Source organism: Streptomyces sp. NPDC002386 (assembly GCF_053593175.1).
The window spans coordinates 1-21,285 of the sequence record NZ_JBSFBX010000019.1 but is presented as its reverse complement, the minus strand read 5'-3'; the positions used below and the strand labels follow the sequence as shown (position 1 = coordinate 21,285).

Below are 21,285 nucleotides of genomic sequence, written 5' to 3'. Positions count from 1 at the left end.
ACGGCCCGGTCCCTTCGCCCCTCAGCCCCCAGAAAGGGACCGGGCCGCCACAACGGCTCGTGGCGATCCACCGCCCCGGGAAAGGCCGTACGTAAGGAGCCCCGGTGAGCGACACAGCGCAGTTCGAGCATTTCTACGCCACCACATTCCGACGGGTCGTCGGGCACGTGTACCTCATCACCGGCGACACCCACGCAGCCGAGGACTGCACCCAGGAGGCGTTCTCCCGCGCCGTCGTACGCTGGGACCGGATCCGGGCGTACGACATCCCCTACGCCTGGGTGCGCCGTGTCGCCCACAACCTGGCCTGCACCCGGATGCGTCAGGCCCGGCGTGCCAGGGCCGCCATGGCGCGGCTGGGGCCTCCGGCGTCCCAACCGCCGGCCGACGAGCACACAGTCCTCGTCGTGCAGGGGATACGCGCCCTGCCGGTGAAATACCGTCAGGTCCTTGTCATGCACCACCTGCTCGACCTCCCCGTGCGCGACATCGCCGACCGGCTCGGTGTCCCCGATGCGACGGTGAAGACCCGGCTGGCGCGAGGTCGGCGCCGTCTTGCCGACGTACTCGTCCAGGACGGCGTGCCGCGAAGCGAAGTCAACGGCGAAGTGCCGCTCGGCGCGACGGTGAGAGGCAACAGATGACCCGAGCGGCACGATCGGTGGGTGAGCAGCCGATGCGGCATGACGGCGTGCTCGCCCTCCCGCTGTGGGAGGTCTGCATCCCGACGCTGCGCCTAGATGCCGACCGTACGGTGAGGGGCTGTCAGATCTGGGTGCTGCCTGCGAGTCGTCCCGGTGAGGCCAGGCGTATGGCGCTGGGCCGGGCCATGGCCCCGCAGGCCCTCCAACGTCGGAGAAACGCCGAGCTCGAAGTCCGTCGCGTACTCGTCTACGCCTGGCGGGACAGGTGTTGAGCAATTCCGGCAGCACACTCCCCGCGCCGCACGTCTGGCCTACGGTGACCGCATGCCCACGGTTCTGATCGTCGAGGACGACACGCTCGTCCGTGACGCGCTCACCCGATCCCTGACGGCGGCCGGCTACTCCGTGACCGCGGTCGGTACCGCGATGGATCTGATGCGCCGGCTCGTCCCCCAGTATCCCGACCTCGTCGTCCTGGACCTGGGGCTGCCCGACCTCGACGGCGGACAGGTGCTGAAGATGGTGCGCGCGGTCAGCCGGGTGCCGGTCATCATCGCCACGGCGCGCGGGGACGAGGAGGACATCGTCCGGCTGCTGCGTGACGGCGCCGACGACTACCTGGTGAAACCGTTCTCCGGAGAGCAACTCGCCGCGCGCGTGCTCGCTGTCCTCCGCCGCTCGGGACAGGCCCCTCCGGACACTCTGCACGTCGGCGACCTCGTCATCGACATGACACAACGACAGGTGCGGTTCGGCGACTCACCGCTGGAACTCAATCGGCGGGAGTTCGACCTGCTCGCCTATCTCGCCCGGCGCCCGGGTGCCGTGGTCACCCGCCGCGAGCTGCTCACCGAGGTCTGGCGCGGGAGCGACGTCTACGACCGCGCCATAGACGTCCACGTCTACTGGCTGCGCCGGAAGCTCGCGGAGAGCGGTGGTTCTCCCGACTGTCTGCAGACTGTCCGCGGTGTCGGGCTGAGACTGGTGGCGCTGTCGGCATGACGCTTCGGACCTGGCAGGTACGCCTCTCCCTCGGGATCGCGCTGCTCACCACGCTCGCCTTCGCCCTTCCGCTGGCCTATGCGGCACGGCAGCAGGCCGTGGACCGCGCCCAGCAGCTGTCCGAGCGCAGGGCCGCGGTGCTGGTGGCCGTCCTGGCGGCGACCCGCGACCCCGGCGCGGTACGGGCCGCCTGGCGGAGTACCGGTGACGACTCGGCCTCCACGTGCGTCCGGCTGCCGGACGGTGATGTGGTGGGGCGCTGCCCGGCTCCGGAATCCTCCGTTCGCGAAGCCGTCAAGAGGTCCCGGGCGTTCCGTGCCCGGACAACGCACGGGCAGGAGGTGCTGCTGCTGCCGGTCGGGCTGCCCGAGGGGCGCACCGCAGTGGTGGAGTCGCTCGTGCGGGTGGACGAGCGGACGGACGGTGTCGCGGCCGCGTGGGTCGTACTGGCGGCGGCTGTCGCCGCGCTGACCCTGATCGCGGTCATGGGAGCGGACCGCATCTCCCGCCGCCTGGTCCGGTCGTCCGCCGACCTGGTGCGGGCGGCGGTCGCCGTCGGCCGGGGCGAGCTGGGGGTCCGGGTACGGGTCGGTGGACCCCGCGAGGTGCGGGAGGTCGCCGCCGCTTTCAACACGATGACCGACCGGATCATCGGGCTGGTGCAGGCGGAACGGGAGTTCGCGGCCGACCTCTCGCACCGGCTGCGCACTCCGCTGACCGCTCTGAAGCTGGACCTGGACCTGTTCGAGGGACGGGAGGCCGACCGGCTGCGCGCTGCGGTGACCGCGCTCGATCACGAGGTGACGGACCTCATCGGCCGCACGCGCGCGGGATCCGTGGACGCTGCGGCGTCGATGCCGCAGAAGAGCGATCTGACCGCGGTCGTCGGAGCCCGGATGCCCTTCTGGGAGGCGCTGGCGCACGCCCAGGACAGACCGTGCGCGGTGACGGTCGCACCCGGTCCACTCGGCATCGGGCTTTCCGAGGAGGACCTCGTGGCGGCGCTGGACGCCCTTCTGGGCAACGTCTTCCAGCACACTCCGCCGGGCTGCGGGTGCGAGGTGTACGCAGGTGTGCTGGACGGTGTCCCGTCCCTGGTGGTGGAGGATGCCGGGCCGGGAATCACAGGCTCCGAGACCGTGCGGGTGCGTGGTCTGAGCGGGGGCGAGTCGAGCGGGCTGGGACTGGACATCGCGGCGCGGGCGGCCGAGAACGCAGGAGGGCGGCTGCTGATCGGCACCTCTCGGCACGGCGGCGCGCGCGTGGAGATGCGGCTCGGCCAGCCGGAACCCGCGCATCGACGGAGGAGCCCCGAGGACCGTCGGCGTTCGGGCATGACCGGTCGCCACCCGAGGTCCGAGGCACGGGGTGACGCCGCCTCGCCGCACGAAGCCTGGTAGACCGCGCGTCAGGTCTCCGATTCCAGGGACTGCCTGGTCGCGGAGCCGTACACCCCTTGCGGATCGGTCCGGATGTGCCGGAGGGCCTGGTAGTTCTGGACGGCGGCTTCGGTCGGCTGGTCGTACACGCCGTTGAGTGGTGCCGTGTCGATGCCAGCCTTCCGCAAGCGCTGCTGCAGGTCGAGCACTTGGGTCCCCTGATCGCCCCGGCCGAGCACCTGGGACTGCCCGTCGGCCTCGCCCTCCACCTGGACTCCGCCTTTCGCGGTGGCCGTCGGGGAGGTGGCGGGGGCTCGGACGGTATCGCCCGGAGCGGGAAGGGTTGGTGACGGCCGCTTCGTGGTTGCTGCCGGATGGGAGGGTTCACCGGTCTCTCCGCCGGACGGCGTCCCGCTGCCCGTTGGAGACTCGCCGTCGCCGGGCGGAGAGACAACCGTCGGCACAACCGGCTCCGGTGCGACCAGCGAGGGCGGCTGCGGAGGACCGACCGAGCGACCGAAGAGGCCTACCAGGGCCACGGCGAGCAGGCCGAGTGTGCCGACCGCGGCGGCCATCCACAGGCGACTGCCGCTCAGGCGAAGTCGGCGAGTGGGTGCCCCGCTCATTCGGTGCTGCGCCATGGGCGCGCCACCTCCCCCCCCGTAGGCGACGGCCCGATGCTCCCTCATACCGGCCTGAGAAAGCGTCACCGCCCTGTCCGGCCGATCGATGACGCCGTGCGGCCGGTCGAACAGACTTTCCGGCGAGTCTAGCTCCGTGTGTCCGACCGCGACGGGACGCCAGGCGAATCCGCCGCCGCCCGGAGGCCGTGGGCCGCAACCAACAACGAGGCGAAACCCGGCCGGATCGTAGCGGAGTGTCGTCCGCTAAGGCGGTCGGCACTGCGTCCGCCCGCTGTATCGCCCGTCCGAACGGAAGCTTTCCCGTGACACGACACAACCCGGTTCCCGCCGCCGCCTGAAGACGGCGGGCGCCTTCGTGGCCGCCGCCGGCGTGGTCGCCGTCGGTACGGTGGCCCTCGCCGGCACCCCCACTCAGCACGCGGCCGGTCGACTGGTGGTGGCCGGCGGAGTGGCGACCTACCGATCCGACGCGACCATCGGACACCTGTCCGTGCCGTCGTCCTGGAAGAAGATCGTCATCGCAGAGGGCGTCACCCTTCGCGGCCGTCTTCCGGGACGGGCCCTCCACACGGTGCCCCGGCTGATCACCGCCACGACGGACCCGCTCACAGCGCCAGCTCTATATCGGTCTCCGGTGGATGTTCGAGCGTGTTGTGGACGGTGCAGTGCGAGGCGACGGCCAGAAGGGCCGCGCGACGCCGCTCAGGCAGTTCTGGCGGCGGGACCACCACGACGCGCACGGAGGAGATCCGGGCCGGACGGTCAGTGGCCATGACGAACTCGGCGCGCACGCGCAGCCCGGCACGGGACAGACCATGCCGGTGCAGGTAGCGGCCGGCGTAGAAGGCGACGCAGGTGGCCAGGGAAGCGACGAACAGTTCCGTGGGCGTCGGCGCGGCGTCCGTGCCGCCCGAGTCGACAGGCTGGTCGACCTGGATGTGGTGCCCGCGAACCTCGACGGCGTAGGCGTCGCCGCCGACGTGGGTCACGTCGAGTCGGTTCGCGGCAGAACCGCGCATCTGTTCCGCGCCGATGCGGTGGGGTGCGGTCTCGGTCATGACAGGGCTCCTAGTCGTCCACGACACCTCTTGCCACTGTCCAGTCGACCGCGGACGGGGTGGCGGAGCGAGGGCCCAACGGGATCCCGTGGGGGCCGATCAGCCCCAGCACCCCCGCGCTCCGCCGCGCCTCCGGTGGACGTCTTCCGGGCTGCGATCGAGCCGGCGTCGGGCTCCGCCGCACGCGCCGATCAGGAGAACCCCCTCTCCCAAGCCGCCGAGCGCCCCGGCCGGCCGTGAACTCACGCCGTCGGGAAGGTGCTCCGCCGGCTTTCCCCATCGGCGGGTGGGGCGGTGGCGCTCTGCTGGACAAGCAAACCGGCCAGGGAGCGCGCCTCGTCGGGGGTGAGTGCCGCCCAGACCCCCGGGTCGCCGCCCCGGTCCTCCCCCACGTCCAGGGCGATCCGGCTGACGGGCCGGTCCGCGGACCCGAACCGAAGGCGACGTACCGCGATTCTGCGTCCGCACGTCGTCACGAGAGAGATCTCCTCGGTCGAGCCGGACGGACCACTTCCTGCCTGTGTCATGGGTCCCACGCTCCTTCGCCGATCGTCCCGCCCCGGCCTGGCCGAGTACCCGCCGGGGTATAAGTGAGAGCGCACGACGGGCCGAGATTGTTCCCAGGCGCGGCCACATCCCCCGCCGCTCCACGCCATCTCGGGCGGATCTCTTCCGGGCCGCGATGGGGGTTCCCGCCGCGGTCACGCCGGGCGACGACGTTCACGTTCCGGCCCGACCACCCGTTGACCCGAGCCGCTCGGCCCGTGCCGGCGCACGCGCGTGGCCGTAGGTCGCGGCGACGCAGGGCTTCGTGAGCGCGCGGGCAGCGCATCGATCCGCCCGACTTCGACATTCTGACATTCCATGCAATGATTGTCAGCATGTTGGAGGACGAGCGGCTCAAGCTGATCCTGGACGCGGCGTACACGTGTTTCACCCGGCACGGGGTCAAGCGCACGACCATGGACGACATCGCACGCGAGGCGGACATGTCACGCCCAGGGGTCTACCAGTACGTGCGCAACAAGGAGGACGCGTTCCGACGGCTGGCCGCGCGACTGCTCGGCGACGCCCTGGAAGACGCCCGCGGCGCCATCGACACCCAGGGAGACCTGCGCACGCGGTTGACCGCGGCGCTGGAGGTGAAACTGGGGCTCGCGGTGCGGCTGTGGCACGACAGTCCCGCACACGCCGCCGAACTGCTGGGTGTCGACACCCGCCTCTCGGCCGAGCAGGTCGAGGCCTACGACACCGCCATGCGCGACCTGCTCGCCAATGCCGTCGCGGCGGACCACCCGGATACCGACGCCGTCGAAGTGGCCGAGCTCCTGCTCGCCTTCACCCGCGGCCTGGAGGCGGACCTCACCGACGCCGAAGCCCCGGCCCGCCGCCTGCGCCACGGGGTGGCGCTGTTCACCGCCGGCCTGGGCCGCACCGATGACCACCCTCACCCACCCGTCAAGGAGCAGTCATGACCACTTCCGTACTGATCACCGGAACCTCTTCGGGCATAGGCCGCGCGACGGCCCTGCGCCTGGCGCGCCGCCCGGAGCTGACCGTCTACGCCACCGCCCGCCGCCCCGAGACACTGACCGACCTGGCCGACACCGGAGCCCGCGTCCTGCCTCTGGACGTGACCGACGAGACGTCCATGGCCGAGGCCGTAGCGGCGGTGGAGGCCGAGCACGGCTCGGTGGGTGTCCTGGTCAACAACGCCGGTTACGGCGAGTACGGCACCATCGAGGAGACCGGACTGGACGGCGTGCGCCGGCAGTTCGAGACCAACGTCTTCGGCCTCTCCCGGATGACGCAGCTCGTCCTGCCGGGTATGCGCCGGGCGGGCCGGGGAAGGATCGTCAACGTCGGTTCGATGGGCGGGCGGATCGTCTTTCCCGTCGGCGGCTACTACCACGCCAGCAAGTACGCGGTGGAGGCCCTCACCGACGCCCTGCGCTTCGAGGCCGCACCCTTCGGCGTCAAGGTGAGCCTGATCGAACCCGGCCTCATCCGCACCTCCTTCGGCGACACCGCGGCCCACACGCTGGCCGGATCCGCCGCCCCGACCGGCCCCTACAGCGCACTGAACACGGCCGCGGAGCGGCAGATGGCCCAGTCATACGACTCGAAGGCGCTGTCCGCGCCGCCCGAGACCGTCGCCAAGGCCATCGAGCACGCCGTCATCGCCTCCCGGCCCAAGACCCGCTATGTGGTCACCCCCGCGGCGAAGGCTCTCGTCCACGCCCGGCGCCTGCTCGGCGCACGCGTCTTCGACGCCTACCTGCGGGTGCAGTTCAGGGCGGCCGGGTGAGCGGAAGCCGTCCGGCTCGACACCCAGTCCCGTACTTCGACGTGCTTTGACCTGACCGGGCCGTGAAAATGCGGGTATCCCGGCCCTGTCCGGCCGGTGCACCGGACACCTGCCCGGTCTGCAACGGCCTGTCGACGACGGGCTTCGCGCTGCCGGGCGCGCTCGCGGGCGCACCGGGCCGCCCGGACCGGCGTGTGCCGGCCATGACGGGCGGGCCACAGCCGCATCCGGTTCACCGACCCTGACCCGGTCGCCTGCGCCGAGAGTTTCGGCGCACGCGGCCACCGGGGCGAGCCCGCCGGGCAGCTGTCGCCCGCCCCACGCCCTCGGCCATGAGCACCCGCAGGGCGACCGTAGGCGTCTGTTCGGCGCAGCGGCCCGTAATCCGACGTTACCTATATGAATCGGCGGATACCGGCGAGCGCTACCGGCACTCCCCCGCCGGCGCTACCCGCCAATACCGTCTGCCACGCCTCGGCGCTCAAGTAGGCGAGTAGCAGGGCAAGCAGCGCCTCAAGGTCATCAACCAACCGGTACAGCGTGCTGCGTCCGACGAGCTCCCGGCCGGGTTGCGTCGGCCTCCCTGCAGGCACCTGCGCGAACGCGCTTCGAGCGGTGATCAGGCCGCCCAGACTCCCGAGTTCGCCGCCGTCGTACCGAAGTCGAAGTAGAAGTGCGTGCCGTCCTTGACGTCCGTCGCGACGACGGTCCACTGGCCCGCCGGGGCGGTCTTGTACGAGCCCTGGCAGTACGAGCCGCCAGAGCTGGGCAGCCAGCACACCGCGATGCTCGTGGTCGTGTTGGGTTTGATGTTGATATCGCCGCAGTTGGTGGTGGCCGTCAGGTACGGGCCACCTTGCGGGTACCAGCGGTTCCCTGCGGGCTTGGAGTACGACTTCGCACTGCCGTAGCAGGAGAGCGCCCCCGTCTCCCCGCTGGTCTGGGCCTGGGCGGCCGGCGCGGCGGCGAGGACGCCGCCGAGCAGCACCGCCGAGAATAAGGACGCGGTGACAGCCTTCCTGATGCTCATGTCTCCCCCTCGTGAAGTGCCGGGTTCCCCGGTCGGTCCCCCTGGCGCCAGTGGTCCAGGGGCCCATGACTTCGGCCCCCGCACCGCAACCACAGGATGCTGCGGGACACCCCCAGCCGCAGGGGCAATATCGGTCATGTGCTTGTCATATTGCACGAGTCGGGTGGGACGCCTGTCGAGTCGAGTGGATCCGCGCCACCGGCCGGGTTCGACCGCACACGGCGCCGAGGCGGTCGTCGTGCTCGCGGCACCGGCCCCGCGCACCACTGCCGGGAGCGCCCCGTCGGCCACCGGTCGGGGCGCGGCTCTGTCGCAAGCCGAAAGCTTCCACCGGACGGACGACCGACGCCAGCCCACAGCGTCGTAGGACGAGGAACATTTCGGCGTCGGCACACCTCCACAACCGGCGGACGGGCCGGCGGCCCGGTCCGTCAGAGGTGGAACGGCACGCCCAGCACTGCGCAGGCAGCGCGCGCGACACGCTCGGGTGCGTCCGCGGTGGGCGGGGCCGGCAGCAGCATGTGGCTGAGAGTCAGCCGTACGGCGAGGTCGGCCGCCTCCACCCGGCGTTCCTCCGGCACTCCCGGCGCCACCCCGCCCAGCCACTGCGCCAGCAGATGCCAGGCGCTGGTGAAGACGGGTTCGGGTCTGCTCGTAAGGAACGGCAGCAGCGCGTCCGTGCCCCCGCGGGCCGCCGTCAGCACCGCACCGATGAACGGGTTGCCGCCCGCCTCGGCCAAGGCGTGGGCGACGGCGGCGCGCAGGGCGACGGCGAGCTCGTCGCGGTGCTCGTCCAGCACCGCGGCCAGACCCGTCAGGAACTCCTCCGTCTCGCGCAGCACCAGCGCCCGCCCGATGCCGGCCCGGTCACCGAACTCCTTGTAGATCGAGGGCCGGGAGACCTCCGCTCGTAGCGCGAGGTCAGCCACCCGCACCCGGTCCCAGCCGCTCTCAGCGGCCAGCGCGCGGGCCTCGGCGAGCACCCGCTCGCGCATCTGCCTGCGCCACGCCACCCGGGGCGGATCGGGGCGGGGCCCGGGCGGGACGGGCGGACGGTGGTTGCGCACACCGGCAGTGTCCCACCACCCGCGGCCGGCGCGACCCTCCACCCAGCCCGGCCGCCGGCGACCACCAGAATATGACGCTCCATCAGATAATTGACACGGCGCCCCCTTTGTCAGCGCTCTCCTGCCATGGCACTGTCACTCCACCCCCCGCACGTGCGCTTCCCCCGCCCCGACGGGTGCGGGGGAAGCGCACGTCCTCGTCAAGGAGTCCTCATGAAGCCAGCGCCTGATCATCCCCACGCCTGGCGGGATCCCAAGCGCCCCCTGTGGCTGCTCGCCCTCGCCGTACCGACCCTGCCCTTCCAGGCGGGCGGCCTCGTCACCCTCACCGACCTGCACGTGTTCTGGTGGTGGGGCCCGTTCTTCGCCTTCGTGCTCGTCCCGCTCGCCGACTGGCTGAGCGGCGCGGACGGCACCAACCCCCCGGACGAGGCCGTGCCGCTCCTCGAGGCTGACCGCTACTACCGCTGGTGCACCTACCTGTACCTGCCGCTCCAGTTCGGCGCTCTGGTCTGGGCCTGCGACCGGTGGGCGGACGGCGGGCTGCCGGTCGCCGACAGCCTCGGCCTCGCCGTCACGACGGGAGTCGTGGCGGGCGTCGCCATCAACACCGCCCACGAACTCGGGCACAAGCGAGAGCAGCTGGAGCGGCGGCTGAGCCGTGCAGCGCTGGCGCAGACCTGGTACGGGCACTTCTACGTCGAACACAACCACGGCCACCACGTGCGGGTCGCCACGCCGGAGGACCCGGCGAGCAGCCGCATGGGGGAGAGCTTCTGGCGGTTCCTGCCGCGCACGGTGTGGGGCAGTCTGCGCTCGGCCTGGGAACTGGAACGACGCCGACTGACCCGGCGGAACCGCGCGGTGTTCGGCCCGCACAACGAGATCCTTACTGCGTGGGCGCTCTCGGCCGCGCTGTTCACGGCCCTCACCGCGGTGTTCGGGCTGCGGGTCCTGCCCTTCCTGCTGCTCCAGGCGGTGCTCGGCTTCTGCCTGCTGGAAACGGTCAACTACCTGGAGCATTACGGTCTGCTGCGGCAGCGGCGGCCGGACGGGCGCTACGAGCGGGTGGCTCCCCGCCACAGCTGGAACAGCGACAACACGGTCAGCAACGTCTTCCTCTTCCAGCTGCAGCGGCACTCCGACCATCACGCCAACCCGCTGCGCCGCTACCAGACCCTGCGCCACTTCGACGAGTCGCCCCAACTCCCCTCGGGTTACGCCACCATGATCGTGCTCGCCTGGTTCCCGCCGCTGTGGCGCGCGGTCATGGACCACCGGCTGCTGGCCCACTACGACGGTGACCTCACGCGGACCAACCTCCATCCGCCCCTGCGGCGCCGGGTGACCGCCTGACGCGGCACGGGCCGACAGGATGAGCGCCGATCTCCGGCGGGCTCGGCTACTCGGTGCCTCCTGCCAACAGGCAAGGTCTACGCTGTGACCTACGGCCACCGCATGATCGTTTGTCTTCACACCGATGATCAACGGTGGCCGCACCCGTCTCCACACCGCGTCAGGTCGCGCAGCGTCTGCTTGCCGTCCTGTGTATCGGAGGGCTTGTGCAACGTGGCGAAGTCTGGTGGGTCCAGTTCGACGAGCGGAGGTTGGTCGTACTGCTGTCAGGAGACGACGCGTCCGGGTTCCAGGCGATGCAGGTCGTCGCACCGGCGGGCCTCGACATCAGCGGTCTGGGCATCGAGGTGACGGTCGGCACCGGTGAGGGGCTGCCACTCGAAGGAGTGCTGCGGCTCGCGTTCCCGTATCCAGGCTTCACCCCGTGCACGTGGCTCACCACCGTGGCCCGGGACGACCTGATAGAGCGGGCGGCCGTCCTGTCCTCCAGGAAGCTCAGCGAGATCGACGACGCCCTCCGAGTCGCCGAACAAGCCCAGGAGCGGACCCCGGCAACGACCGCGAAGCTCAGCGCGATAAGGGACGCCTTCCGTCGCGGTGAACTCGGGTAGACGGTAAAGGAGCCAACGCCCGCGACGGTAGGGGCGACCTCGGCCTAGATGATCCACGCTGGACACCTGGCGCCTCGACGCCCTTCACCATCGAGATCACGATCTACGGCTGGAGTACTGAGCAGACCCGGCGCTCCACGAGCGGCCTACCCGGCCACCTCCGCGCCGCCCCCACCGCCCCTAACGCCCCTAACGCCCCTTACGGTGAGCGGCTGGGCCTGCAGCGGCTGTGCTCACGCGGGCACGACCGAGACGAGGGTTGTAGCTGTTGGCGCGAGCGTCGGGTACAAGGTAGACGACACGGCGGGCACCCGAGACGGCGTGGTCCGCGCAGCGTCTGCAAGAGCGGCCCCCGAATTCATCTGGACGAAGGGCGCAGTGTTGGTTCTCCTACTGCCCTCGGCGACGGCGCCAGAAGTCCCGCGCGCTCGCCGATTGAGCCCACATGGTGAATCCCGCTGCGGCGGCGACAGCGATAATCAGGAGTACACCAAGCACGCCGTTCATGTCGATCCCCTCCCTCTCCTTCAGGGCTCATCCCACATCGAGTGTGGGCTCCGGTCGCCGTGAAGTTCAGCGTGCCCCGCCGCTCACGGCTAAAGCCTGCACGGCGCGTCAGGCGGAAGCTCGTCGCGGGCTATCCAGCCTCTGGCTCCGGCCCCTCCCCCACTGCGGCACTGGCCAACAGCTGCCCGTGTCGGCCCTAAGCCGTCTTGGACGGTGCTAGGACCTGTCCAGCCGATCTTGCCGGTCACGTGGTCCGGGCACCGGGCATGATGCTGGAGTGGATGAGTGGGCAGATTTCTTCGTCGCGCCTGATGACGAGTCGGCGACTGCGGTCAAGGGCATCAGCCCGCGCCCAGCGTTCAAGATCGTTCCTGTGGGTATCTACGATCCTGCGGACGCCGCAGTCGAGTGGGAGAGCCTCTTCACTGGAGACAGTCCGCAAGAGCTCATGCGGGCCGGCGAACCGCACGTACTAACTGAGATCACCAACGATGGCTACTACGTCTTCGTGATTTCGGAGCGGCTCCAGGCCCTGCTCGCGACTGAGGATCCGCTGCGACTCGAAGATGTAGCTCGCAGGTGGTCGCACCTGCGTCGGGCTGATGGGGAGTTCGTCGAGGAAGGTGACGCTGTCAGCCACCTTGCCGAGCTGGCATCTCTGGCCCGCACTGCCACTGGCCAGGGAGCCCGGCTCTACTGCTCCGTGCGGTAGTGGTCTGGGAGGCACCACAGCCCGATCGAGGCGAGGGTGATCGTGCGGTGAAAGACATATGCGCGCTTGTCGTAACGCGTGGTAGCGGCTTGGGACTGCTTGAGCCGATTGCTCGTCCGCTCGACTTCGTTGCGGCGCTCGTACAGCTCAGGTCAGACCGCCCCGGGAACGGCCGAGTCCCTCGTCGGGCGGGGCCGCTGAGGTAATGAACTCCTCTTCGGGATCTGTGGTGCTCTGCGCGGCGCCCCGGCTGCGTGCTGGTGGGCCCGGCACGACGTGAAGTCCACACTCACCATGCTCCAGTCGATCGACCCCTCGGCGTCGGCATCCGCGAGAACGGCCTGGAGCATCCGGTCCTCGGTGCCGTCTGGGACCACCGGCGATGGCGCTCATGGACGGTCTTCCAGCTCCCGAACCGCTCCGGCAGATCCCTCCACGGGATGCCGGTGCGGACCCTGAACAGGATCCCGTTGATCACCGCTCTGTGGTCTCGCCATCGCCCGCCCCGGCGACCGGACTTCGGCAGATACGGCGAATCCGCACCGACTCGTCGCCTGTCAGATTACCCCGCCCCACGACCGAAACGGTGAACCCCGAATTGGGCGATCACATGATCCGCCGGACAGCACCTGGAGGCGATCCCGGAACGGCCAGCCTGATGAGCTGATGGCATGATCTCAGCGTGACCACCGAGTGTGCGCCCTCAGGTTCCTCGAAATATGTCCTCTTTGATGTCGACGGAACGTTGATTGACGCTGTGGCCAACCAGCGTCGCGTCTGGGAAATGTGGGCGGCGCGCTACGGACTCGACCCTGCCGCGGTCTATCAAGTGGCGCTGAGGACGCGTAAACGTTGCGGTGCCCGGTCCCAACTCTGCCTCGCAGGCCAGGATTTGCTCGTGACTTCGAAGGCATGACCCGCCCGTGTCGGGCAATCAGAAGGAAACCAAAAGGAGAGAAAAGAACCTCATCGCAACAGGTTGGGAGATGTCGATGTCGTCCTACAGCACGGGTACGCACAAGACGAGCCGGACGAGCGGACTGGCGATCGCGGGACTGGTCTGCGGCATCCTCGGCCTGTTCATCCTGCCCATCATCCTGGGGCCGCTGGCCGTCGTCTTCGGAGCCGTGGCACTGCACCGGACGGGCTCCGTGATGGCGAAGTGGGACATCGGGCTCGGGGTGCTCGACATCCTTCTCATGGTCGTGATGTTCGTCGTCGCCGCCAACAACGGCGGCAGCTTCACCTGGCACATCGGCTGACCCGGACGCCCTGGCGACGATACGGACTCTGTGCGCCGCCAGGGCATCCACGCACCTGCGCCGCCTCTCGGCCCCCCGCCGGGGAGCGGCGTCGGCACGAGGTGGACGGGTCTTGCGCGTCGCGGATGCTGTCGCGGGGCATGCTGGTAGCGGAGCGCGCCTCCCCGCCGGCCCGTCGCCCGCTCGAGGTCACCTCGCTCCCCTGCAGTCGGCACGTCCAAGGCAAGGAAGACGTCGATGTCGCCGGTGTCGATCACGTGCAGGCCCCCCAATCACACTTCCCTCCCGCCCTGCTACGGCACCGAGCTTGCCTCCGGACGCGGTGACCCCTCCCTCCGGATCATGAACAACTAGGGGAGTGCCCCTACGTCTTTGGTCAAGGGAAACAGGGCTGCGTCTGAGCTCTGCCTTTCCGGTCGTGTGCCGGGCCGGGGCACCGAGGGCGCCGGGGGCGGGGAGGCCGGCTTCATGGCAGCGGGAGCCGGCGGTCCGGGACATCTCCCGGACCGCCGACTCCCGTTCGGGTCGCATAAGACCATCACTGCTTCGCTGTGAGGGCCTTGAGCGCGATGTTGAGTTCCAGGACGTTCACGCGAGGCTCACCGATGAAGCCGAGGGTGCGGGACTGTGTGTGGTCCTCGACCAGCTTCTCGACCCGCTCGACGGGCAGGCCGTTCCTCGCGGCGACCCGGTGGACCTGGAGTTCGGCGTACTGCGGAGAGACGGCCGGGTCCAGGCCGGAGCCGGAGGAGGTGATGGCGTCGGCGGGGACGTCGGACGGCTTGACCGTGTAACCGGCGACCGAGTTGTCCTTGATGACCGCAGCCTTGGCAGCGAGCACCTGGGCGCAGAGCGTGCCGTCCGTGGGCTCGGCCGGGCACGTGCCCCTGACCGCGCCGCTGTCGGCGGCCAGGTTGGTGGCGCCCGAGAGGATCAGCTTGTACTGCGTGTTGATGCTGTTGCTGCCGAGGCTGTTGGCGGGGCGGCCCTGGAACCACTTCAGGTCCGGGTCCGGGGTCTCCTGGCCCTTCTTCAGCGGCAGGCTGTACTGCTGCCCGATCAGGGACGAGCCGACGACCTTGCCGTCCGCCTTGATCTCGGAGCCGTTCGCCTTGTCGCGGAACAGCCCCTGGGCGATGCCGGTGACGGCCAGCGGGTAGAGGACGCCGGTGACCAGGGTCAGCACGAGGAGGGCGCGCAGGCCCGCCCCGAGCAACCGGGCGGTGTTCGTTGCGGAGTTGTTCATGGCCTTCAGCCGATTCCGGGGATGAGGGAGATGAGCAGGTCGATGAGCTTGATGCCGATGAACGGGGCGATCAGGCCGCCGATGCCGTAGATGCCGAGGTTGCGGCGGAGCATCTTGTCCGCGCTGACCGGCCGGTACTGCACGCCCTTGAGGGACAGCGGCACCAGCGCGATGATGATCAGCGCGTTGAAGACGACCGCGGACAGGATCGCGGAGTCGGGCGAGGACAGGCCCATGATGTTCAGCTTGTTCAGGCCCGGGTAGACGGCGGCGAACAGCGCCGGGATGATCGCGAAGTATTTCGCGACGTCGTTGGCGATGGAGAAGGTGGTCAACGCGCCCCGGGTGATGAGGAGTTGCTTGCCGATCTCGACGATCTCGATCAGCTTGGTCGGGTTGGAGTCGAGGTCGACCATGTTGCCGGCCTCCTTGGCGGCCGACGTACCGGTGTTCATGGCCACGCCGACGTCCGCCTGCGCCAGGGCCGGCGCGTCGTTGGTGCCGTCGCCGGTCATCGCGACCAGTTTGCCGCCGGCCTGCTCCCGCTTGATCAGGGCCATCTTGTCCTCGGGAGTGGCCTCGGCGAGGAAGTCGTCGACGCCCGCCTCCTCGGCTATCGCCTTGGCGGTCAGCGGGTTGTCACCGGTGATCATGACCGTCTTGATGCCCATGCGGCGCAGTTCGTCGAACCGCTCCCGCATGCCGTGCTTCACCACGTCCTTGAGGTGGATGACACCCAGGACGCGGGCGCCCCGCTCGTCCCTGACCGCGACGAGCAGCGGGGTGCCGCCGGCCCCGGAGATGCGGTTGGCCATGGCGTCGGCGTCCTCGGCGACTTCACCGCCCTGCTCCTTCACCCAGGCGATGACCGAGGCGGCGGCGCCCTTACGGATCCTGCGGCCGTCGACGTCCACGCCCGACATGCGGGTCTGGGCGGTGAACGCGATCCACTCGGCGTGTGCCAGCTCGCCCTGGTGGCGTTCGCGCAGCCCGTACCGCTCCTTCGCCAGGACGACGATCGAGCGGCCCTCGGGGGTCTCGTCGGCCAGCGAGGACAGCTGGGCTGCGTCGGCGACCTCGGCCTCCGTCGTGCCGCTCACCGGGACGAACTCCGCCGCCTGCCGGTTGCCGAGGGTGATGGTGCCGGTCTTGTCCAGCAGCAGCGTGGAGACGTCACCGGCGGCCTCGACCGCACGCCCGGACATCGCGAGGACGTTGCGCTGGACGAGGCGGTCCATGCCGGCGATGCCGATCGCGGAGAGCAGCGCGCCGATGGTGGTGGGGATGAGGCAGACCAGCAGGGCCACCAGCACCACCATGGTCAGGTGGGTACCCGCGTAGTCGGCGAACGGCGGCAGGGTCGCCACCGCGAGCAGGAAGACGATCGTCAGCGAGGCCAGCAAAATGTTCAGGGCGATCTCGTTCGGCGTCTTCTGCCGGGCGGCGCCCTCGACCAGGTTGATCATCCGGTCGATGAAGGTCTCGCCGGGCTTCGCCGTGATCTGGATGACGATGCGGTCGGAGAGCACCTTCGTGCCGCCGGTGACGGCCGACCGGTCGCCGCCGGACTCGCGGATGACCGGAGCGGACTCACCCGTGATGGCCGACTCGTCCACGGAGGCGACGCCCTCGACGACGTCACCGTCGCCGGGGATGACGTCACCGGTCTCGCAGACGACCAGGTCACCGATCCGAAGCTCGGTTCCCGGCACCTGTTCCTCGGAGCCGTCCCTAAGCAGTCGGCGCGCGACCGTGTCCGTCTTGGCCTTGCGCAGGGTGTCGGCCTGGGCCTTGCCACGGCCCTCGGCGACCGCCTCCGCCAGGTTGGCGAAGATGACGGTCAGCCACAGCCAGGCGCTGATCGTCCAGCCGAACCAGTCGCCGGGGTCCTTGAAGGAGAACACCGTGGTCAGGACCGAGCCGATCCACACCACGAACATCACGGGCGACTTGACCATCACCCGCGGGTCCAGCTTGCGCAGCGCCTCCGGCAGCGACTTGATCAGCTGCTTGGGGTCGAACAGACCCGCACCGACCCTTCCTTCGGAAGGCTTGTGCCCGGTGGGGACGTCGCTGTGCGGTGCCCGGGTGCCTGGGGCTGTGGCTGTGGACATCGAGTCCTCTGACTTCTCTGTACGGGTGGTCATCACGCGAGCCCTTCCGCGAGCGGGCCCAGCGCGAGGGCCGGGAAGTAGGTGAGACCGGTGATGATGAGGATCGCGCCGACCAGCAGGCCGGTGAACAGCGGCTTCTCCGTGCGCAGGGTGCCGGCGGTCACCGGCACCGGCTGCTGCTCTGCGAGGGAGCCGGCCAGCGCAAGCACGAACACCATGGGCAGGAAGCGGCCGAGCAGCATCGCGAGTCCGGTCATGGTGTTGAACCAGTCCGTGTTCGCGTTCAGGCCGGCGAAGGCCGAACCGTTGTTGTTCGCCGCCGAGGTGAAGGCGTACAGCACCTCGGAGAACCCGTGCGCACCCGAGTTGAGCATCGAATTCGGCGGAGTCGGCAGCGCCATCGAGGCGGCCGTGAAGACCAGCACGAGCGCGGGGGTGATCAGGATGTAGGCCGCGGCGAGCTTCATCTCCCGGCCGCCGATCTTCTTGCCCAGGTACTCGGGCGTGCGGCCCACCATCAGACCGGCGATGAACACCGCGATGACCGCCATGATCAGCATGCCGTACAGCCCGGAGCCGGTGCCACCGGGCGCGATCTCGCCCAGCATCATGCCCAGCATGGTGATACCGCCGCCGAGGCCGGTGAAGGAGGAGTGGAAGGAGTCCACCGCACCGGTCGAAGTCAGCGTCGTGGACACGGCGAAGATCGAGGAAGCACCGACTCCGAACCGGGTCTCCTTGCCCTCCATCGCGCCGCCCGCGGCCTGCAGCGCCGCGCCGTGGTGGGCGAACTCGGTCGCCATCATCAGAGCCGCGAAGCCCAGCCAGATGGTGAACATCGTGGCGAGGATCGCGTAGCCCTGCTTGACGCTGCCGACCAGCACGCCGAAGGTGCGGGTCAGCGAGAACGGGATGACCAGGATCAGGAAGATCTCGAAGAGGTTGGTGAACGGGGTGGGGTTCTCGAAGGGATGAGCGCTGTTGGCGTTGAAGTAGCCGCCGCCGTTGGTGCCCAGTTCCTTGATGGCCTCCTGGGAGGCGACCGCGCCGCCGTTCCACTGCTGCGGACCGCCCATGAACTGCCCGACCTCGTGGATGCCGGAGAAGTTCTGGATCGCACCGCAGGCCACCAGGACCACCGCGGCCACCGCGGCGACGGGCAGCAGGATCCGCAGGGTGCCGCGCACCAGATCGGACCAGAAGTTGCCCAGCTCACCGGTACGCGAGCGGGCGAAGCCACGCACCAACGCAACGGCGACGGCCATGCCGACGGCGGCGGACACGAAGTTCTGCACGGCCAGACCGGCCGTCTGCACGACGTGCCCCATGGTCTGCTCGCCGTAGTACGACTGCCAGTTGGTGTTCGTCACGAACGACACGGCCGTGTTGAACGACTGCGCCGGGTTCACCGACGAGAAGCCCATCGAGCCGGGCAGCACACCCTGGAGCCGCTGGAGCAGGTAGAGGAACAGGACACCGACGACCGAAAAGGCGAGGACCGCGCGCAGATAGGCGGGCCAGGTCATCTCGGTGTCGGGATCGGCACCGATGCCCTTGTAGATCCACTTCTCCACCCGCAGGTGCTTCGCGGAGGAGTAGACCCGGGCCATGTAATTGCCGAACGGGATGTAGACGAGCGCCAGCGCACCTATGAGGGCCAGTAGCTGGAGGACGCTTGCGGTTACGGGACTCATCGCCTGTCTCAGAACCTCTCCGGGAAGATCAGAGCGAGGACGAGGTAGCCCAGCAGGGCGACGGCCACGACGAGGCCGACGATGTTCTCGGCGGTCACAGCTTCGTCACCCCCTTGGCGACGAGGGCCACCAGCGCGAACGCCGCGAGCACGGTGACGACGAAGGCCAGATCGGCCATCGCGAACTCCTGGAGTGAGGTGCGGTTGAAACGGACGATTAGAGGAAACCGCGCCTCTGGCCGAAATCCGTCGCCGTTGACGGCTCTCTTACGGCGAGCCATTCGGCCTTGACGCGACCCTTACGGCCGTCGACCCGTGCCGGTGAGCAGGCCGCCGTCACCGTCGGTGACCCACCTCACAGGAGCAAGCGGCGCAGCCGGCAGATCACAGCGTCCGTCTCGCGCCGCACCGCGTGGGCGACCACGGCACCCAGCTGGTTCTGCAGCAGGCGCTGCCACAGCCGCTCCGGTTCGGCCTCCGGGATCAGCACGGTCCCCCGGGTGCCGGGCGCGGCCACCTCTCGCGGACGCACGCGGCTATGGGACGGCCCAGGCCACGCCGCTCGCACGCCGGCCGCACCAGATCCACGCCCGGGTTCCACTCCGCCCAGGACCGCTCGAAGGCGTGCGTCCGTGCCCGGTCCTCGGTGTCCGAGTAGCAGACGGTCACCGCACGGACCTCGTCACCGAGCGAGACCGCCGCCGTCAGCGCATCCGAGGTCAGCCGGGAGAGCGAGGAGACCGGCACGACAACCAGGGAGCGGTCTGGGTGGGGCGCCTCGGGCACGCGGCCGAGTCCGAGCCTGTCGCCGATCCGGTTGTAGGCACGTGCGCTGTCTCATAAAGCCTGCGAGTCGGACCGGCCCGTGCAACCGGGACGGGCGATGCGGGCGAGGCAGCCATCATGATGCCGGATTCACTGGCAAGGTCTGGTCCCACATCAGGCGGAAGCCCGCGCACCGATGAGTTCTCGTGTGCGGTCGGGTCAGTACGGACATGACTGCTGTGAACAAACCACCGGTCGCCTCCCGCCGGGAGTGGCTGACCGCCGTCGACACCCTGCGTGCCCGGGAGAAGGCGCACACCCGGGAGGGCGATGCGATCGCCGCCGCGCGGCGACGGCTTCCCATGACGGAGGTGGACGCATCAACCCCGGTCGTCGGAGGCAACGGAGACGTCCCCCTGATCGATGTCTTCGAGGGCCGCACCCAACTGTTCGTCTCGTATCACATGTGGCACGACGGCCGCCCCGCAGCCGACCAGTGTGAGGGTTGCACCTTCTTCACCGGCCAGGTCCGCGAGCTGTCCTATCTGCACCAGCGTGACGTCACCTTCGCCGTCTTCTGCCAGGGCCCGTTCGACGAGTCCGAACGCTACCGCCGCTTCATGGGCTGGGACATGCCCTGGTACTCCGTGCCCGCCGAATCACGCGAACCGCTTCTGGCAGGCCGCCACTTCGGGATGAAGGCAAGCTACCTCCGCGACGGAGATCGCGTCTACGAGACGTACTGGACCACCGGCCGCGGTGTCGAACCCATGGCGCCCTCCTACGGCATCCTCGACATGACCGTCCACGGACGGCAGGAAACCTGGGAGGACTCCCCGCCAGGCCGGCCGCAGCCCTACGAAACCCGCGGTCAGCAGTTCCGCAAGGACGGACGGCCGACCGCGCAATGGGCGCGGATCACCACAGGCCACGACGACAGTCTCCACAGCGGACAGCCCGTCACGGACGGCTCAGGCTGCTGCTCCTGAACTGGAACCCGTCGGCGGTGCCGGCTACGCGGTCGCGACCCCGTCTGGGCCAGCAGCGCAGGTGGCAGCCCTTTCGATATGACGCACTGCCAGTTCTCCGGGAGAGGTCGTCGCATTTGGTGAAGCGGTGACACTGCGCCGACCGGAAAGAGCCGGGCGGGGCCCTCCCGGGCCTGGCAGGACCACCACAATCGCGCCGAGGTAGAGGCAGGTGCTCGAGGATCCAGGGTGGGACCGGCTCGCCGCTGATGCGGAGTGGGAGGAACACGGCCTGACCGGCGGGCGCACGATCCGTCCTGTTACTCGAACGCTCCCGGATCCTCGTCGCCCGGGTCGACGACGGATGACCCCGCAGTGGTGGGCACGTCCTACCTCCTGACGGCACAGCCCATCTGACCACGGCCCGCAGCCTGCCGACTCGCGAGCGGACGCTGCCACCACCCCGGCGTACCCGCCTGACCCTTGGGGCGAGGCGGGACTGCACCGGCTGCCACCCGAGGGCATCGCGAGTGCGGGCGTAGATGCTGACTGGTCCGTGGCGAGACTGCCGCGATGTCCCGCACCGCGTCGCCCTCGTCTCCGACAGCGTTTCAGCCACGTTCCGGCCGTGCCGACGAACCGGCCGGCCGGAACGGGACCGCTGCGGCAGGCACGTGCACGGCCGGCCGGCGCCCATCGGCCGAGCAGTCGGCCCCCGCGTGCGGCGCGCTGCAAGGGCCAACTTCGCCTAGGTTCCTCCCACAGCCCGGCGCAACGATCAGTACTGCTCGGTCTCCATAAAGCCCGTGCTCCCGCCCTCGTCCGCGCCGAAGGCGTCGGCGGCGGCGGTCGGGTCGAATCCGGGCGGGCTGTCCTTGAGGGCCAGGCCCATACCGGCCAGCTTCGCCTTGACCTCGTC

General features: G+C 69.7%; 19 protein-coding genes and 4 pseudogenes. 11 read left to right on the top strand and 12 right to left on the bottom strand.

Annotated elements, in window-relative coordinates; all coding sequences use genetic code 11:
• Window positions 1-104: 104 nt before the first annotated feature.
• From ACWCPN_RS30605 to ACWCPN_RS30595, 3 genes are all read left to right on the top strand, one after another.
• The gene (locus tag ACWCPN_RS30605) at window positions 105-644 is read left to right on the top strand and encodes a sigma-70 family RNA polymerase sigma factor (protein ID WP_451212677.1); all 540 of its coding nucleotides are present in this window, start codon (window positions 105-107) and stop codon (window positions 642-644) included.
• A 324-nt stretch (window positions 645-968) separates the two neighbouring features.
• Window positions 969-1,646, top strand: coding sequence for a response regulator transcription factor (locus tag ACWCPN_RS30600; RefSeq protein ID WP_451212674.1), 678 nt, complete (start codon window positions 969-971; stop codon window positions 1,644-1,646).
• Window positions 1,643-3,046: a sensor histidine kinase gene (locus tag ACWCPN_RS30595; RefSeq protein WP_451212671.1), complete on the top strand. Its 1,404-nt coding sequence runs from the start codon at window positions 1,643-1,645 to the stop codon at window positions 3,044-3,046. The genes ACWCPN_RS30600 and ACWCPN_RS30595 overlap by 4 nt, the downstream gene beginning before the upstream one ends.
• An 8-nt stretch (window positions 3,047-3,054) precedes the next feature.
• Here the strand turns inward: ACWCPN_RS30595 and ACWCPN_RS30590 are convergent, their stop codons facing one another.
• Window positions 3,055-3,294, bottom strand: coding sequence for a peptidoglycan-binding domain-containing protein (locus ACWCPN_RS30590; protein ID WP_451212668.1), 240 nt, complete (start codon window positions 3,292-3,294; stop codon window positions 3,055-3,057).
• 980 nt (window positions 3,295-4,274) lie between these two features.
• The gene (locus ACWCPN_RS30585) at window positions 4,275-4,727 is read right to left on the bottom strand and encodes an OsmC family protein (protein WP_451212665.1); all 453 of its coding nucleotides are present in this window, start codon (window positions 4,725-4,727) and stop codon (window positions 4,275-4,277) included.
• 881 nt (window positions 4,728-5,608) lie between these two features.
• Between ACWCPN_RS30585 and ACWCPN_RS30580 the strand changes: the two genes are divergently transcribed.
• Both ACWCPN_RS30580 and ACWCPN_RS30575 read left to right on the top strand, forming a co-directional pair.
• Window positions 5,609-6,202 carry a TetR/AcrR family transcriptional regulator gene (locus tag ACWCPN_RS30580; RefSeq protein WP_451212662.1) on the top strand — a complete coding sequence of 198 codons (594 nt, stop codon included), beginning with the start codon at window positions 5,609-5,611 and terminating at the stop codon, window positions 6,200-6,202.
• Window positions 6,199-7,035 (top strand): oxidoreductase, encoded by an 837-nt coding sequence (locus ACWCPN_RS30575; protein ID WP_451212659.1) that lies wholly within the window; start codon window positions 6,199-6,201, stop codon window positions 7,033-7,035. The genes ACWCPN_RS30580 and ACWCPN_RS30575 overlap by 4 nt, the downstream gene beginning before the upstream one ends.
• 619 nt (window positions 7,036-7,654) lie before the next feature.
• On the opposite strand, the gene ACWCPN_RS30570 is transcribed toward ACWCPN_RS30575, so the two are convergent.
• Complete coding sequence (locus ACWCPN_RS30570) at window positions 7,655-8,065, bottom strand: hypothetical protein (RefSeq protein ID WP_451212656.1); 411 nt, start codon at window positions 8,063-8,065, stop codon at window positions 7,655-7,657.
• 431 nt (window positions 8,066-8,496) lie between these two features.
• On the bottom strand, window positions 8,497-9,132 hold the full coding sequence (locus ACWCPN_RS30565) for a TetR family transcriptional regulator (RefSeq protein WP_451212653.1): 636 nt from the start codon (window positions 9,130-9,132) through the stop codon (window positions 8,497-8,499).
• 213 nt (window positions 9,133-9,345) lie between these two features.
• Between ACWCPN_RS30565 and ACWCPN_RS30560 the strand changes: the two genes are divergently transcribed.
• The 3 genes from ACWCPN_RS30560 (at window position 9,346) to ACWCPN_RS30550 (ending at window position 12,318) form a co-directional block, all read left to right on the top strand.
• Window positions 9,346-10,488, top strand: coding sequence for an alkane 1-monooxygenase (locus ACWCPN_RS30560; protein WP_451212650.1), 1,143 nt, complete (start codon window positions 9,346-9,348; stop codon window positions 10,486-10,488).
• A 206-nt stretch (window positions 10,489-10,694) separates the two neighbouring features.
• On the top strand, window positions 10,695-11,099 hold the full coding sequence (locus tag ACWCPN_RS30555) for a type II toxin-antitoxin system PemK/MazF family toxin (protein WP_451212647.1): 405 nt from the start codon (window positions 10,695-10,697) through the stop codon (window positions 11,097-11,099).
• Window positions 11,100-11,883: 784 nt separating this feature from the next.
• Complete coding sequence (locus ACWCPN_RS30550; RefSeq protein ID WP_451212645.1) at window positions 11,884-12,318, top strand: hypothetical protein; 435 nt, start codon at window positions 11,884-11,886, stop codon at window positions 12,316-12,318.
• On the opposite strand, the pseudogene ACWCPN_RS30545 reads toward ACWCPN_RS30550, so the two are convergent.
• Window positions 12,300-12,894: pseudogene (locus ACWCPN_RS30545) on the bottom strand (IS5 family transposase). The gene ACWCPN_RS30550 and the pseudogene ACWCPN_RS30545 overlap by 19 nt on opposite strands.
• 106 nt (window positions 12,895-13,000) lie before the next feature.
• Between ACWCPN_RS30545 and ACWCPN_RS30540 the strand changes: the two are divergent.
• Both ACWCPN_RS30540 and ACWCPN_RS30535 read left to right on the top strand, forming a co-directional pair.
• A pseudogene (locus tag ACWCPN_RS30540) lies at window positions 13,001-13,165 on the top strand (phosphatase); the annotation flags it as partial.
• Window positions 13,166-13,310: 145 nt separating this feature from the next.
• Window positions 13,311-13,580 carry a hypothetical protein gene (locus ACWCPN_RS30535; protein ID WP_392295877.1) on the top strand — a complete coding sequence of 90 codons (270 nt, stop codon included), beginning with the start codon at window positions 13,311-13,313 and terminating at the stop codon, window positions 13,578-13,580.
• A gap of 538 nt (window positions 13,581-14,118) precedes the next feature.
• Here the strand turns inward: ACWCPN_RS30535 and ACWCPN_RS30530 are convergent.
• The 6 genes and pseudogenes from ACWCPN_RS30530 to ACWCPN_RS30505 form a co-directional block, all read right to left on the bottom strand.
• Complete coding sequence (locus ACWCPN_RS30530) at window positions 14,119-14,826, bottom strand: potassium-transporting ATPase subunit C (RefSeq protein WP_451212642.1); 708 nt, start codon at window positions 14,824-14,826, stop codon at window positions 14,119-14,121.
• A 5-nt stretch (window positions 14,827-14,831) separates the two neighbouring features.
• On the bottom strand, window positions 14,832-16,973 hold the full coding sequence (gene kdpB / locus ACWCPN_RS30525) for a potassium-transporting ATPase subunit KdpB (RefSeq protein WP_451212639.1): 2,142 nt from the start codon (window positions 16,971-16,973) through the stop codon (window positions 14,832-14,834).
• Entirely contained in the window at window positions 16,973-18,634 is a 1,662-nt protein-coding gene (gene kdpA / locus ACWCPN_RS30520) for a potassium-transporting ATPase subunit KdpA (protein WP_451212636.1), read from the bottom strand. Before kdpA ends, kdpB begins: the two co-directional genes overlap by 1 nt.
• A gap of 8 nt (window positions 18,635-18,642) precedes the next feature.
• Entirely contained in the window at window positions 18,643-18,732 is a 90-nt protein-coding gene (gene kdpF, locus ACWCPN_RS30515; RefSeq protein ID WP_016434100.1) for a K(+)-transporting ATPase subunit F, read from the bottom strand.
• On the bottom strand, window positions 18,729-18,914 hold the full coding sequence (locus ACWCPN_RS30510; protein ID WP_451212633.1) for a hypothetical protein: 186 nt from the start codon (window positions 18,912-18,914) through the stop codon (window positions 18,729-18,731). Before ACWCPN_RS30510 ends, kdpF begins: the two co-directional genes overlap by 4 nt.
• 74 nt (window positions 18,915-18,988) lie before the next feature.
• Window positions 18,989-19,461: pseudogene (locus tag ACWCPN_RS30505) on the bottom strand (amino acid permease); the annotation flags it as partial.
• A 167-nt stretch (window positions 19,462-19,628) separates the two neighbouring features.
• Here ACWCPN_RS30505 and ACWCPN_RS30500 point away from each other — a divergent pair.
• Window positions 19,629-20,387: a DUF899 family protein gene (locus ACWCPN_RS30500; protein ID WP_451212630.1), complete on the top strand. Its 759-nt coding sequence runs from the start codon at window positions 19,629-19,631 to the stop codon at window positions 20,385-20,387.
• A gap of 757 nt (window positions 20,388-21,144) precedes the next feature.
• Here ACWCPN_RS30500 and ACWCPN_RS30495 read toward each other — a convergent pair.
• Window positions 21,145-21,285 (bottom strand): annotated as a pseudogene (locus ACWCPN_RS30495) (DNA-directed RNA polymerase subunit alpha); the annotation flags it as partial.

What these genes read in the sequence shown, in the direction of transcription:
- ACWCPN_RS30530 (WP_451212642.1), bottom strand. Translation starts at nt 14,826, where the DNA reads ATGAACAACTCCGCAACGAACACCGCCCGGTTGCTCGGGGCGGGCCTG.
- ACWCPN_RS30580 (WP_451212662.1), top strand. Translation starts at nt 5,609, where the DNA reads ATGTTGGAGGACGAGCGGCTCAAGCTGATCCTGGACGCGGCGTACACG.
- ACWCPN_RS30585 (WP_451212665.1), bottom strand. Translation starts at nt 4,727, where the DNA reads ATGACCGAGACCGCACCCCACCGCATCGGCGCGGAACAGATGCGCGGT.
- ACWCPN_RS30500 (WP_451212630.1), top strand. Translation starts at nt 19,629, where the DNA reads ATGACTGCTGTGAACAAACCACCGGTCGCCTCCCGCCGGGAGTGGCTG.
- ACWCPN_RS30570 (WP_451212656.1), bottom strand. Translation starts at nt 8,065, where the DNA reads ATGAGCATCAGGAAGGCTGTCACCGCGTCCTTATTCTCGGCGGTGCTG.
- ACWCPN_RS30575 (WP_451212659.1), top strand. Translation starts at nt 6,199, where the DNA reads ATGACCACTTCCGTACTGATCACCGGAACCTCTTCGGGCATAGGCCGC.
- ACWCPN_RS30595 (WP_451212671.1), top strand. Translation starts at nt 1,643, where the DNA reads ATGACGCTTCGGACCTGGCAGGTACGCCTCTCCCTCGGGATCGCGCTG.
- ACWCPN_RS30600 (WP_451212674.1), top strand. Translation starts at nt 969, where the DNA reads ATGCCCACGGTTCTGATCGTCGAGGACGACACGCTCGTCCGTGACGCG.
- kdpB (WP_451212639.1), bottom strand. Translation starts at nt 16,973, where the DNA reads ATGACCACCCGTACAGAGAAGTCAGAGGACTCGATGTCCACAGCCACA.
- kdpA (WP_451212636.1), bottom strand. Translation starts at nt 18,634, where the DNA reads ATGAGTCCCGTAACCGCAAGCGTCCTCCAGCTACTGGCCCTCATAGGT.
- ACWCPN_RS30560 (WP_451212650.1), top strand. Translation starts at nt 9,346, where the DNA reads ATGAAGCCAGCGCCTGATCATCCCCACGCCTGGCGGGATCCCAAGCGC.
- ACWCPN_RS30535 (WP_392295877.1), top strand. Translation starts at nt 13,311, where the DNA reads ATGTCGTCCTACAGCACGGGTACGCACAAGACGAGCCGGACGAGCGGA.
- ACWCPN_RS30510 (WP_451212633.1), bottom strand. Translation starts at nt 18,914, where the DNA reads ATGGCTCGCCGTAAGAGAGCCGTCAACGGCGACGGATTTCGGCCAGAG.